Annotated in this window: 12 protein-coding genes; 1 reads left to right on the top strand and 11 read right to left on the bottom strand. The window is 42.2% G+C overall.

Annotation, left to right across the window (positions count from 1 at the left end):
- Nucleotides 1–419: 419 nt before the first annotated feature.
- A complete protein-coding gene (locus tag LI074_RS08905) occupies nucleotides 420–1,286 on the bottom strand; it encodes a LysR family transcriptional regulator (RefSeq protein ID WP_008705469.1) in 867 nt (288 codons plus the stop codon).
- Nucleotides 1,287–1,422: 136 nt separating this feature from the next.
- On the opposite strand from LI074_RS08905, the gene LI074_RS08900 reads away from it, so the two are divergent.
- Nucleotides 1,423–2,814, top strand: a complete 1,392-nt coding sequence (locus tag LI074_RS08900) for a sodium-dependent transporter (protein ID WP_025579505.1) — start codon at nucleotides 1,423–1,425, stop codon at nucleotides 2,812–2,814.
- 118 nt (nucleotides 2,815–2,932) lie between these two features.
- On the opposite strand, the gene LI074_RS08895 is transcribed toward LI074_RS08900, so the two are convergent.
- The 10 genes from LI074_RS08895 to purM all read right to left on the bottom strand — a co-directional run bounded on the left by LI074_RS08895 (nucleotide 2,933) and on the right by purM (nucleotide 13,520).
- On the bottom strand, nucleotides 2,933–3,598 hold the full coding sequence (locus LI074_RS08895; RefSeq protein ID WP_055053762.1) for an HAD family hydrolase: 666 nt from the start codon (nucleotides 3,596–3,598) through the stop codon (nucleotides 2,933–2,935).
- A 114-nt stretch (nucleotides 3,599–3,712) separates the two neighbouring features.
- Nucleotides 3,713–5,089, bottom strand: coding sequence for a DNA repair protein RadA (gene radA, locus LI074_RS08890; RefSeq protein WP_173698114.1), 1,377 nt, complete (start codon nucleotides 5,087–5,089; stop codon nucleotides 3,713–3,715).
- Nucleotides 5,083–5,496 (bottom strand): hypothetical protein, encoded by a 414-nt coding sequence (locus tag LI074_RS08885; protein ID WP_026650100.1) that lies wholly within the window; start codon nucleotides 5,494–5,496, stop codon nucleotides 5,083–5,085. Before LI074_RS08885 ends, radA begins: the two co-directional genes overlap by 7 nt.
- Nucleotides 5,497–5,724: 228 nt before the next feature.
- Nucleotides 5,725–8,187: an ATP-dependent Clp protease ATP-binding subunit gene (locus LI074_RS08880; RefSeq protein WP_173698113.1), complete on the bottom strand. Its 2,463-nt coding sequence runs from the start codon at nucleotides 8,185–8,187 to the stop codon at nucleotides 5,725–5,727.
- An 8-nt stretch (nucleotides 8,188–8,195) separates the two neighbouring features.
- Nucleotides 8,196–8,573 carry a GntR family transcriptional regulator gene (locus LI074_RS08875; protein WP_020993363.1) on the bottom strand — a complete coding sequence of 126 codons (378 nt, stop codon included), beginning with the start codon at nucleotides 8,571–8,573 and terminating at the stop codon, nucleotides 8,196–8,198.
- A gap of 179 nt (nucleotides 8,574–8,752) precedes the next feature.
- A complete protein-coding gene (locus LI074_RS08870; RefSeq protein WP_026648355.1) occupies nucleotides 8,753–9,523 on the bottom strand; it encodes an SseB family protein in 771 nt (256 codons plus the stop codon).
- Between the two features lie 4 nt (nucleotides 9,524–9,527).
- Nucleotides 9,528–10,250: a DNA alkylation repair protein gene (locus LI074_RS08865; protein ID WP_055151962.1), complete on the bottom strand. Its 723-nt coding sequence runs from the start codon at nucleotides 10,248–10,250 to the stop codon at nucleotides 9,528–9,530.
- A 315-nt stretch (nucleotides 10,251–10,565) separates the two neighbouring features.
- Nucleotides 10,566–11,840 carry a phosphoribosylamine--glycine ligase gene (gene purD / locus LI074_RS08860; protein ID WP_055057206.1) on the bottom strand — a complete coding sequence of 425 codons (1,275 nt, stop codon included), beginning with the start codon at nucleotides 11,838–11,840 and terminating at the stop codon, nucleotides 10,566–10,568.
- A 19-nt stretch (nucleotides 11,841–11,859) separates the two neighbouring features.
- Nucleotides 11,860–12,501 (bottom strand): phosphoribosylglycinamide formyltransferase, encoded by a 642-nt coding sequence (gene purN / locus LI074_RS08855; protein WP_025579492.1) that lies wholly within the window; start codon nucleotides 12,499–12,501, stop codon nucleotides 11,860–11,862.
- The gene (purM, locus tag LI074_RS08850) at nucleotides 12,495–13,520 is read right to left on the bottom strand and encodes a phosphoribosylformylglycinamidine cyclo-ligase (protein ID WP_008705483.1); all 1,026 of its coding nucleotides are present in this window, start codon (nucleotides 13,518–13,520) and stop codon (nucleotides 12,495–12,497) included. The genes purN and purM overlap by 7 nt, the downstream gene beginning before the upstream one ends.
- Nucleotides 13,521–13,558 lie beyond the last annotated feature (38 nt).

The raw sequence follows: 13,558 nt of genomic DNA, 5'->3' as shown, positions 1-13,558 counted from the left end.
AGAATTTTCGAGAATCGTATGTGTTTCACTGTTTAGTTATCAAGGTTGTCTGTCTCGCGACAGCTTGTTTACTTTATCACATCTGTTTTTCTTTGTCAAGCACTTTTTTGAGTTTTTTCAAAGTTTTTCGGACTCTTTCGATTTCTCGAAATGCTCCTCAGATGTATGACTGTCAGCTCTGTTCAAGCGACTTGGTTACTTTAACATGTTTGTTTTAAGTTGTCAAGCACTTTTTAGAATTTCTTTTTTCTTTCAGAAATCTATTTAAATTGTTTTTATCTTACGAACAATTATTCCCGACAGCTCATCTAATATAACACCGAAAAGCCACAATGTCAACAGTTAATTCCATAATTTGACAATCTTTTTATTTTCATGCCATATATGCCATAAAACAGGACTCTCTTCACTGCAAAATACTACATCATCCCCTTTAGATATTCCAACAATATCTTCGTCACAACCGAGTTCATTGTTTTTACAAATGCCAACCCAATAATTCTGGATCTCCCCGGTTCAAGAGGTCTGCTCTCTACATCATTGGCAAACGCCTTCATAACCAGCTTCTGTGAGATCGTCACTCCCAGCCCATTTTTCACAAATGCCATAATAAGCGTATCATCACGAAAACTGTAAGAAGTCTTTGGCTCCTTCCCACATCTTTCCAATAAATGCAAAATATCATTATCACATCCCGGAGTCTCTATAATGAAAGGATACTCCAACAGTTCTTCCAGTCTCACACTTTTCTTTTCTGCAAGAGGATGATTTTTCTGCATCACAGCACAGAGAGGATCCTCACATAATGGATAAAACTTCAGATTATCTGCAACGATCGAAGACAGAAATCCGCAGTCCACCTGCCCATGTATGATCCAGTCTCTGATCTCATCATAATTTCCATCAAAGATCTGCACCTCAACCTGTGGATAATTTCTGTTAAAATAATGGATCACTTCCGGCATCCACATTGCAGTTACACTGGAAAAGCTTCCTATTCTGAGTTTTCCTTCTATTTTATGATTAATATTAAAAGCAGCCTGTCTAAGTTTATCTTTCTGATTTGTCATCTCCTGTATATAAGGCATCAGCATTCTTCCATTATCCGTCAGAGTTACACCTTTTTTAGCTCTTGCAAATAACTGTACTCCCAGTTCCTCCTCAAATCCGGCCATCATTTGACTGATTCCCGATTGTGTATAGTTTAGCGCCTCTGCTGCTTTCGAAAAACTTCCAGTCTCACATACCTTCAAAAAAATTTCATATCTGTCTCTGATTTCCTTCATTTACGATCCTTACTTCTTGTCTGTTTTTATCCATTACTTTTTTTAATGTATACTAGCAAAAACATTCATTTTACTTATATGTTAACATATGTTATCGTACTTATGCAAACATAAATCATACAGGAGATTATCTATTATGGAAAGGAAATCAAATCATTTTTCAGGACAGCTCGGGTTTGTCCTTGCCGCAGCCGGCAGTGCTGTAGGAGTAGGCAATTTATGGAGATTCCCATATCTTGCAGCTAAAGATGGAGGCGGTCTGTTTTTAATCATTTATTTTATACTTGTACTTACATTTGGATTTACCCTGCTTACATCTGATATCGCAATCGGCCGCCGCACTCAGAAAAGTGCGATCGGTGCTTATGCTGAAATGAAGCCCAAGTGGAAATTCTTAGGCATTCTGACTTTTCTTGTACCTGTTCTTATTATGACTTATTACGCAGTGATCGGTGGATGGATCACCAAATATGCTGTAGTCTACCTGACAGGACAGGCAAAGGCTGCTGCAGCAGATGATTATTTTACTTCTTTTATCACATCCTCCACCTCACCTGTTATTTTTGCACTTATTTTCATGGGTGTAACTGCATTTATTGTATACAATGGTGTGCAGGATGGTATTGAAAAAGTATCCAAATGGATGATGCCGGTTCTTCTGGTACTCGTTGTCATCATCTCCATTTATTCCCTGACTCTGAAACATACAGATTCTTCCGGCCAGGTACATACCGGGATCCAGGGATTTCTTTATTACCTGACCCCAAATCTTGAGGGGCTTACTGTACAGCGATTTTTACAGATTTTACTGGATGCAATGAGTCAGCTGTTCTTCTCTCTCAGCGTGTCCATGGGAATCATGATCACCTACGGTTCTTATGTAAAACCTGATGTTGACTTAAACAAGGCTGTTAATCAGATTGAAATTTTTGACACAGGAGTGGCATTTCTTGCAGGTGCCATGATCATCCCTGCTGTATTCGTATTTTCCGGAACAGAAGGAATGGGAGCCGGTCCAAGCCTTATGTTTGTTTCTCTCCCAAAGGTCTTTGCAGCCATGGGAAAAGCAGGCATATTTGTAGGAATCCTCTTTTTCGTAACTGCTATTTTTGCAACACTGTCATCCTGCATCTCTGTGTTGGAATCCATCGTTGCAAACTGTATGGAAATCTTCCACACAGGCAGAAAAAAAACTGTTTCTGTTTTATCTGCAGTTTATCTTGCTGCTTCTGCGATCATTGCTTTGGGATACAGCATTTTCTATGTAGAAGTGGAACTGCCCAATGGCTCTACAGGACAGCTGCTTGATATTATGGATTACATCAGCAACAGTGTTATGATGCCATTTATCGCATTACTTTCCACCATCCTGATCGGATGGGTTATGACACCTGATTATGTCATTGATGAAATGGAACGAAACGGCAGCAGATTCCGCAGAAAAAAACTTTATCGAATCATGATCCGCTATGTTGCGCCGGTTATGATGTTTATCCTGTTTTTACAGTCAACAGGAGTTCTCTCATAAGCAAAAACTTAATATAACAAAAAAGGAATCTGTTTTCCTGGAAAAGTTTTGAAATAAATACCAGTAAAAACAGATTTCTTTTTTATTCAATCACTGACACTCATAAAAACAAATGAATTTATATGCCTGACCCCTGCAAAAATTCCTGCACTGCGCAAAGCGATCCCAGAATCTCTTCTGCGAGGGACTTCATCTCCTCCGTCACCTCCATCAGATCCGGCACCATGATCGGATGCATCCCTGCTGCATAAGCTGCCCTGATTCCATTATGAGAATCCTCAATCACATAACAATTCTCCGGTCTGGTCCCCAGTCGTCTGCAAGCCTCCAGAAAAATATCCGGTTCCGGCTTACTCCGTTCCACCATATCTCCCCCGATAATCTGATCAAAATATCCCAGCAGCCCGCCATCTGAAATCTCCGAACGCACCAGTACCTCCCGGGTAGAACTGGCAAGCCCAATCTTAAATCCCCTCATCTTCAGATATTTCAAAAGCTCCTCAACCCCCGGCTTCTTTGCCAGTTTACCTCCGGAAGCATGACTGAAAAACACCTCTGCCATCTCCGCTTTATATTCCTCATACGGAAAATCTTCACCATAATGCTTCAGAAAAACCCCTTTACTTACAACACTGTTTGTTCCCAGACACTCATGACATGCCGCCTCAACTCCTGCGATTCCATGACGTTCTGCCACTTCTTTCCACGCTTGAAGCACAAGAATCTCCGAATCAAAAATCACTCCATCCATATCAAATATCACTGTATCAATCCCACTCGCCATAACTTTTGATCCTTTCCTCTTTCTCTCTGTCAGCAGACTTTCTCAGGCAAAAATATCTTTGACGACAGTCTGATCGACTTATTCAAACCATATATAAGCCAGTAGTCTGACAATCTATTTTTTCATAATATAACCAATCGCATCACGAATCTGCGACACATAAACAAAATTGATTCCTTCCACTTTTCCAACAGAAGACCTACACACTTCCGGAAGCACAACTGTTCCAAATCCCAGTTTTTTCGCCTCCTGCACACGCTGGCCTGCCATATTCACTGCGCGGATTTCACCACTCAGGCCAACCTCGCCAAACACCATCACATTATCAGGAATCACAATATCCTTCGCACTGGAAACAATCGCCAGACAGATCCCAAGGTCAATTGCCGGCTCTGTCATCTTCATTCCCCCTGCAATATTGACATAAGCATCCGATGCAGCCAGACGGAGTCCTACTTTCTTCTCAAGCACAGCCATAAGGAGATTCACTCTGTTAAAATCAGTTCCCACCGCTGTCCGCCTAGGAATACCGAAATTACTCTGGCACACAAGTGCCTGGATTTCAACCAGAATCGGCCGGGTTCCTTCCATAGAACACGCCACAACAGAACCCGACGCATCCTCCGGTCTGCCATTCAGCATATATTCCGACGGATTCTTCACCTCCTCAAGACCTGTATTACACATTTCAAAAACACCAATCTCATTCGTAGATCCAAAACGATTCTTCACCGCACGCAGGATACGATAAGAAGCATGCCGGTCGCCTTCAAAATAAAGCACCGTATCCACCATATGTTCCAGAACCCTCGGACCTGCCACATTTCCTTCTTTCGTCACATGACCTACAATAAAAATGGACACCCCCATTCCCTTTGCGATCTGCATAAGGATATTGGTAGATTCTCTCACCTGAGAGACACTTCCCGGTGCCGAACTTACATCTTCGTGAAACATAGTCTGAATGGAGTCGATCACAACCACATCCGGTTTTCTGCGCTCGATCACCTCACGTATCACTTCCAGGTTCGTCTCACATAAAAGCTGCATCTTATCCGTAAACTGCCCGATACGATTAGCTCTCAGCTTAATTTGTCTCAGAGATTCCTCGCCTGAAATATAAAGAACCGAAACCTGCTTCTCTGCCAGATTCCTGCACACCTGTAAAAGCAGCGTTGATTTTCCGATTCCCGGATCTCCTCCCACTAAAACAAGGGAGCCGGGGACGATACCGCCGCCCAGCACCCTGTCAAGTTCACCAATCTGAGTTGTCTGCCGTTCATCTTCTGACAGGCTGATGTCTTTAAGGACCACCGGTTCCTGCCTTTTTTCTGATGATTTCATTGCTCCAGAAGAGGATGGCTTCTTTGTGGAAACTGTCTCTTCCACAAAGGTGTTCCAGGACTTGCATCCCGGGCACTGCCCCATCCATTTTGCGGATTCATATCCGCACTCCTGGCAAAAATATACCGTCTTTTTATTTTTCAGCATTTTACAATCTTTACTTCTACTCTTGCAGCATTGCCAAGTTCCACGCTAAAGGAAAGTTTACCGCCCAGGTTTGTTTTCATCTTACCTGCGCTTGCCTGCTCAATAAATACTTCATATTCTGTATCCGGCTCCATCTCCACTGTGATCTGTGCATCTTCCGGTCCCTCTACATGGAAATCCATCTGAGCTTCACTCTGTGTAAGATTAAATACTGCTGTTCCCGGAACTGATTCGTAAACGAACATTCCGTTTCTCTCGAGCTTGGTAATCTCCTTAAAAGTTTTTACTTTATACATATCGCCCTGATGCTGATAGTCTGATAATTTAGACTTCTGTGCAAGCTCATAGTCACCAAAGCTGATTGCTCCATTCTCTTCTGTACGGATTAATTCTTTTACTACTGCCATTTCCTATGTCCTCCTAAGACTCTTTTGTTTGCCGCTCCACCGGTTCATCTGCCGATGCCGTACAGTTTTCACTATCTCTGTACTTTTCCGACATTTTATGTGCTTATTATATAATACATTCACTTTTTTGACCAGTATCTCCCTGATTTTTTTATACTAATTTCACAATTTCTGCGAATCATGTGAGTCCTCTGCTTTAATTGTAAATATCTGTCTGCTCAGAGATTTCTACTGTTTTTTCACTTCAAATGCAATCTCGTTTTTATGAAGTTTCACCTGTACACTATCTCCACGTTTTACTCTGCCTTCCAGAATCTCGTTTGCAAGCGCATCTTCTATCTTACTCTGAATTGCACGACGCAGCGGTCTGGCACCATATTTATTATCAGAACCTTTTTCTGCAATAAAATCTTTCACAGCATTTGTCACTGTAAGATGAATTTCCATCTGTTCTGCACATCGTTTCTCCAGTGTTTTAAGAAGCAATGTCACAATTTTCCGGATATCTTCTTTATTCAGCACATGGAACACCATGATATCGTCAATTCGGTTCAGGAACTCCGGTTTGAAAATCCGGCGCACTTCTTCCATCACACCGCCTTTCATTCGTTCATAGTCTTTCTTCTCATCATTATCAGACATGAATCCCAGACGTTTCGGTTCCATGATCGCCTGTGCCCCTGCGTTGGAAGTCATAATAATAATCGTCTGTTTGAAGTCGACTTTTCTTCCCTGTGCATCTGTAATATGACCGTCATCCAGCACCTGTAAAAGTATATTAAACACATCCGGATGTGCCTTCTCAATCTCATCAAAAAGCAATACACTGTACGGATTTCTGCGGACCTTCTCACTGAGCTGGCCGCCTTCTTCATATCCTACATATCCCGGAGGAGAACCGATCAGCTTGGAGACACTGTGTTTCTCCATATATTCGGACATATCTACACGAATCATCGCCTGTTCACTTCCAAAGACAGCTTCTGCCAGAGCCTTGGAAAGTTCTGTCTTACCAACACCTGTAGGTCCAAGGAAAAGGAAAGAACCAATGGGACGGTTCGGATCTTTAAGTCCTACTCTTCCCCGTTTCACTGCCTGCGCAACAGCTTTCACTGCCTCATTCTGTCCGATCACACGTTTATGAAGTTCTTTCTCCAGACGAGCAAGACGTTTGGTTTCTCCCTCTGTCAGTTTCTGAAGAGGAATCTTTGTCCAGTCAGAAATCGTCTCTGCAACAGCAGCTTCATCTACAACAAGTTTCTTCCTCTTATTTCTACGTTCAGTCTTAATGCGGATTTTCTCCATTTCGGCTTCCACTTCATTTTGGCGTACCTGTGCTTTTTTTGCGCGTTCAATATCTGCAGTCTTAACTGCCTGTTCTTTCTCCTCACGAAGTTCATTCAGTTCCAGTTCATATTGTTCCATTTCAGGTGCTGACTGATAACCCGCAAGCTGAACCTTTGATGCTGCTTCATCAATAATATCAATTGCCTTATCCGGAAGGAAACGGTCATTGATATATCTTTGTGACATTTTTACTGCTGCCTCAAGTGCCTCATCTTCAATCTTTACCCCATGATGTTTCTCATAATATGGACGCAGACCTTTAAGGATCTCAACAGTCTCCTCTGAAGATGGTTCTTCCACTGTCACAGGCTGGAATCTTCGTTCCAGTGCTGCGTCTTTTTCAATATATTTACGGTATTCCTCCAGAGTAGTCGCGCCGATAAGCTGAATCTCACCTCTGGAAAGAGAAGGTTTCAGGATATTAGAAGCATCCAGTGCTCCCTCCGCTCCACCTGCTCCGATGATGGTATGGATTTCATCAATGAACAGCAGAATTCCCTGATGTTCTTTTACTTCCTGGATCACATTCTTAATGCGTTCCTCAAATTCACCTCTGTATTTGCTTCCCGCAACCATGCCGGAAAGATCTAACACAACAAGACGCTTATCCTTCACTGTATCCGGAACCATTCCCATAACGATGCGCTGTGCAAGTCCCTCTACAATGGCAGTCTTACCTACTCCGGGTTCCCCTGTCAGACACGGATTATTCTTCGTACGTCTGCTCAGAATCTGAATCAGTCTGGTAATTTCTTTATCACGCCCTATCACAGGATCCAGTTTTCCCTCTGCTGCAAGCTGTGTCAGGTCACGACTGTACTGATCCAGCGTAGGGGTACTGGTCACTTTTTTGTTTCCCGCATTCCTTGCGTACTGAAATTCCTCTGCAATGGTATCATTGTCAAATCCCATAGCTGTCAGGATAGCCGCAAACAACTTCTGGATATTTACTCCCATTGTAAAAAGCAGTCTGGTCGCTACGCAGTCTGTCTCTTTCAGAAGCGAAAGCAACAGGTGCTCTGTTCCGCAAAGACATTCCATACTCTCAGCATCTTCCTTCGCCTGTTCAATGATCCTTCTTGCTCTCGGGCTGTACTGGGGATCTTTTGTTTCTGCTGCCACAGTATTGCCCTGAACCGGTGTAACCAGGCTGCTGATAAGTTCCCTGAGTTTTTCTTCTTCTACGTTAAATTCCTGCAGCACTTTTCCCGCAGTGCCTTCAGGTTCTTTCAAAAGACCTGCAAGAAGATGTTCTGTTCCGATATATCCATGTCCACAGGTTTTCGCAGTTGTCTTTGCCAATTTGAGGGCATTCTCTGCCTGTCTGGTAAATTGTCTCTCCATGTCCTCTCCTATCTGTTTTCATCATATTCGTCAAAAATCTCATCAATAAGCTGATGTACTTCCTCTCTGCTTACGCTCTTGCAACATCCTTTCGCAAGCGCCACCATGAGATTCTGTTTCAGTTCTTCCAATGCTTTCCGTTTATTTACATCAATAGAAATCACTGCACCACGTCTGCGGTCGATAGTGACAAATCCCTCCTGTCGCAGCAGTGAATATGCTTTATTTACTGTATGCATATTTATCCCAACTGTATCTGCAAGCTGTCTCACTGATGGCAGTGTATCTCCCTCCTGCAGTCTTGACGTAGCAATCCCCATGATGATCTGATTGGTCAGCTGGATGTAAATGGCTTCATCACTGCTGAAATCTATTTCTATCATCATACGTTTTCTTCTCCTTTTTGTGTTACACATATCCTAGCACAAACCAACATTTTTTGCAACAGAAAGACGTATTGCTGTATTATTTTTCAAAACAAAAAGGGGTGTACTGCCATGTTCTCACACAGCATACACACCCTTTATCTTCTTTCTGTCAACTGAATTTCATCTACATGACTTGATTATTTTAAGCCAATGATCTTATTGAGCTGTTCTCTGTTCAGAACAAGGTTAAAGCCTAATGGATTAACTGCATAAGCCATTGCCTTATCGATTAACAGCTCCGGAAGTTTTGCAAACGGTACTTTCGCAATACGCAGCTTCTGACCTTTTGTAAACTTCTCAAGTTCCATAACGTCTGTAAATACAGGCTGGAGAATTTCTTCTTTTTTATTTTTGAGATACGGAATATTGATCTTCTTAGGATCTTCAGGATCTACATTCATAGCAACCAGATATTCGGATTTCTTCAGGTTTACGATCAGTTCTTCCTCAAGCTCACGAAGATTTCCATGCTGATCCTTCTCTACCGGACGGCGGAGTTCCTGCATAAAGTAAATGCCGGAAAGCTCCAGTGTAGGATTCAGAAGCGGTCTCTTAGCCGGCTCAATCTTGCTCATATCTGCCTGTTTTGCAATATCAGGAAGATCAATCTCAATCTTATCTTCACCATCTACCCATACAACTGTATTTACGCCAATTGCATAGAAAGTTCCATATAATCTGGGATAATCCTTCTTGGTAAATTTCATACCCATAAGAAGAACCTTTTCTTCCAGCATTTTTTTGCCGAATTCTTTGATTCCTTCTTCTGTTGAAAAAATCCATGCCTGATCATTAAATGTCTCTTCATCACATTTCACATACGGAAGCTTTGTAGCCTGTGAGTATGCAACAAATACTGTCTCTCTGTTCTGTAATTCCTTGATTGCTTCTTCTTTGCTGATTCCCATTATTTTATCCTCTCTGTCTCATTTCTTTTATGATCTTTTTCATTTCCTTATCAACACGATAAGACTCTGTGATCTTCTGTAGTGATTTCTTATATGTAAATTCATCCAGTTTGTGACCGTCCTGCAAGTATGTCAGCATCTCATCCGGAAATGCCGCAAAATATACAGATACTGCCCACGCCACTGCCATCTTTGCATAATATCCCTGCTGAGTGATACTCTCCAGACGTCTGATACTCTCTTTCAAATATTCACGCTTCACAAAATGTCCCAGAAGCATGACTGCCGCAAATCTTGCTTCGTATTCTTTATTCGAAGTAAAATACGTTTCAATAAAATCCCAGTATTCTGTCTGGTATTTATCTGCATCTTTTAATGTACTGCAAAAGCAATCGCATACTGCCCAGTTATTAATGTCCGGCACAAATTTTGCCACATATGTTAAGCGTTCTTTGCATTCCATCTTTGCATAAGCACTCACCAATCCGCGAAGCATCGTTTCTTCATACCACTGGTCATCCGCCTGTTCAAACCATTCCTGCCAGTCCATACCAGAAAGCTGCTTTGCAAATTTTCGCAACACCGGAAGTCTAATTCCCATAACATTATCCACACCCGGCAGAAGATTGCTGTGAAAAACCCGATAACCGGTATCTTCATTCTCCTGCAGAAACTGGCGCACCATATGTGTCGTCACCTGAATCTCTTTCTGACTTTTCCTGTTCATAATATTTCTCCCATTACTGTGCATATGCTGAACAGTAACTTTCTCCTTGCTGTTTCTGCTACGTTACAATTCATCTCAATCTGTAACTTTGCTTTACAGCACTTTTCTATTTTATAACAGATTGCATGAAAAGTAAAGGAAATCGCTCGTATTATTTATGCAAAATAATTTATGTGGATTCTATCGTTCTTTCAAAAAATATTACATCGAGATCATTTTGGACAGAAGAAGTATCTGCCAACCATAAAACAGGAGACAAGAATGGGACTTTTATCCCAGCTTTGTCTCCTGTTTATTTTTAAACATCAATATTTTTTATGCTTCATCAATTGCTTTTCCAATATCATGGCGCATATATTTATTTGCGAATGTAATCCACTCTGTAGCTTCATATGCATTCTTTCTTGCTTCTTTTAAATCTTTGCCTGTCGCAGTAATTCCCAGAACACGGCCACCATTAGTAACAATCTGACCGTCTTTCAGTTTGGTTCCTGCGTGGAAGCAGTAATATCCGTCTTTGCCTTTGAAATTTTCAAAGCCGTACATTGGGATACCTTTTTCATATTTTACAGGATATCCATCACTTGCAAGTACTACGCACACTGCTGCATTATCCTCGAACTGAAGGTCTACCTGGTCCAGTGTTCCATTTACGCAAGCTTCCATTACTTCAATGATATCATTCTTCATACGTGGCAGGACTACCTGTGCTTCCGGATCTCCGAAGCGTGCATTATATTCCAATACCTTCGGGCCATCTGCGGTAAGCATAAGACCAAAGAAAATGATTCCCTTAAATGGGCGTCCTTCTGCAGCCATTGCGTCCACTGTCGGCTGATATACATATTTCCTGCAGAATTCATCTACCTCTTCTGTGTAGAATGGACTCGGGGAGAAAGTTCCCATTCCGCCCGTATTCAATCCCTGATCACCGTCCTGAGCGCGTTTATGATCCTGTGCGGATGTCATTGTACGGATAGTTTTTCCATCTACAAATGATAACACAGAGACTTCACGTCCTGTCATAAATTCTTCGATGACCATGGTATTTCCGGCATTTCCAAATTTCTTATCTTCCATGATCTCTTTTACGCCATCTTCTGCCTCTTTCAGATCCTGACAGATCAATACTCCCTTGCCGAGTGCAAGACCATCAGCCTTCAGAACAATTGGAAATCTGGCTTCTGTGCGGAGATATTCCAGTGCTTTCTCAGGATCATCAAAATTCTCATATGCCGCTGTGGGAATATTGTATTTTTTCATCAGATCTTTTGAGAACGCTTTGGAGCCTTCAAGGATAGCTGCATTCTTTCTCGGGCCAAAGACTTTCAGACCACGTGCTTCAAATACATCTACCACACCGCCAACCAGAGGATCATCCATACCGATAATGGTAAGATCGATTGCTTTCTCCTGAGCAAAATCAGCAAGTTTCTCAAACTCCATAGCACCGATATCTACACATTCTGCAAGTTCTGCAATCCCTGCATTTCCAGGTGCACAATAAATTTTATCCACTTTCGGACTCTTTGAAACACTCCATGCAATGGCATGTTCTCTTCCACCGCTGCCTACGATCAAGACTTTCATTTTATTTTTGCTCCTTTATCTACTCTTCTGTATCAAATTCCTCTGTTTCTACTCTTCCATCCACCACTTTCACTTTGTCATTGGCAATAAGATTGATAGCTTTCGGAAGAATCTTCCACTCCGCTTTCTCCATAACACGTCTCTGAAGAACTTCCGGGGTATCATCAGATTTAATCTTTACGGCCTTCTGAAGAATGATCGGACCTGTATCTGTACCTGTGTCAACAAAATGTACGGTCGCACCTGTCACACGTACGCCTCTTTCCAGAGCTTTCTCATGTACATGCAATCCATAATAGCCCACTCCACAGAAAGACGGAATCAGTGACGGGTGGATATTGATGATCTTATTTGGATACGCTTCCACGATCATTGGAGGAATAGCCACAAGAAATCCCGCCAGAACGATAAGCTCTACACCACTTTCTTTCAGCTTCGCAAGAAGTGCCCTGTGAAATTCTTCTCTGTTCTCAAACTGTTTTGGGGAAATACATACAGCTTCTATGTTGTGATTCTTTGCTCTCTCCAGCGCATAAGCCTTCGGATTATTGCTGATAACCAGAGAAACTTCTGCATTTGTAATCTTTCCACAGTCAATGGCATCCAGGATAGCCTGCAGATTCGTGCCGCCTCCTGAAACCAGTACACCGACTTTTAACATAAAGTCACTCCCTTTTCACCATCTTCGATACGTCCTACTACATACGGAGTGTCACCTGCTGCTTTGATCGCTTCCATTGTTTTGTCCACATCTGCTGCATCTACAGCAAGGATCATTCCAAGTCCCATGTTATAAGTATTGTACATCATCTGTTCATCAATATTGCCTTTTTCAGCAAGAAGTTTGAAGATTGGAAGTACCGGATAGCTGTTCTTTTCCACAACTGCACGTGTTCCCTCTTTAAGCATTCTCGGAATATTTTCATAAAAACCGCCGCCTGTGATATGACTGCATGCGTGCACACGAACTCCGGCATTTTTAATGCTCTTTAATGCTTTTACATAGATTCTGGTTGGTGCCAGAAGTGCTTCACCAAGTGTTGTTCCAAGTTCTTCATAATAAGTATCAAGAGATTCCTTTGTCATATCAAAAACTTTACGGACAAGAGAAAATCCGTTACTGTGAACACCTGTGGATGCCATACCGATCAAAACATCTCCTGCTTTCAGTTCTTCACCTGTGATCATCTCTTTTTTATCGCAGACACCTACTGCGAAACCAGCCAGGTCATATTCGTCTTCCGGCATCAGTCCCGGATGCTCTGCTGTCTCACCACCGATCAGAGCTGCATCTGACTGCACACAGCCTTCTGCAACGCCGCCTACGATAGCTGCAATCTTTTCCGGATAATTCTTACCACATGCAATATAATCAAGGAAGAATAATGGTTCTCCGCCTGCACATGCAATATCATTGACACACATGGCAACTGCATCAATGCCAATGGTGTCATGCTTGTCCATAACCATAGCAAGTTTTACTTTAGTTCCACATCCATCTGTACCTGATAATAATACCGGTTCTTCCATTTCTTTGATCTTAGCAAGAGAAAAGGCACCGGAAAATCCTCCCAGTCCTCCCAGCACTTCTTCACGCATGGTTCTCTTTACATGCTCTTTCATCAGCTCTACTGATTTATATCCTGCTTCAATATCTACTCCAGCGGTCTTGTAATCCATGATAATCCTCCGTTTTTACCCCTGATCCTGTTTATGGA

The sequence above is a fragment of the Blautia sp. MSK18_10 genome (assembly GCF_020553185.1).
Taxonomy (GTDB): Bacteria; Bacillota; Clostridia; order Lachnospirales; family Lachnospiraceae; genus Blautia_A; species Blautia_A wexlerae.
The sequence above is the reverse complement of the archived record's forward strand: the minus strand, read 5'-3'. Positions and strand labels throughout refer to the sequence as shown.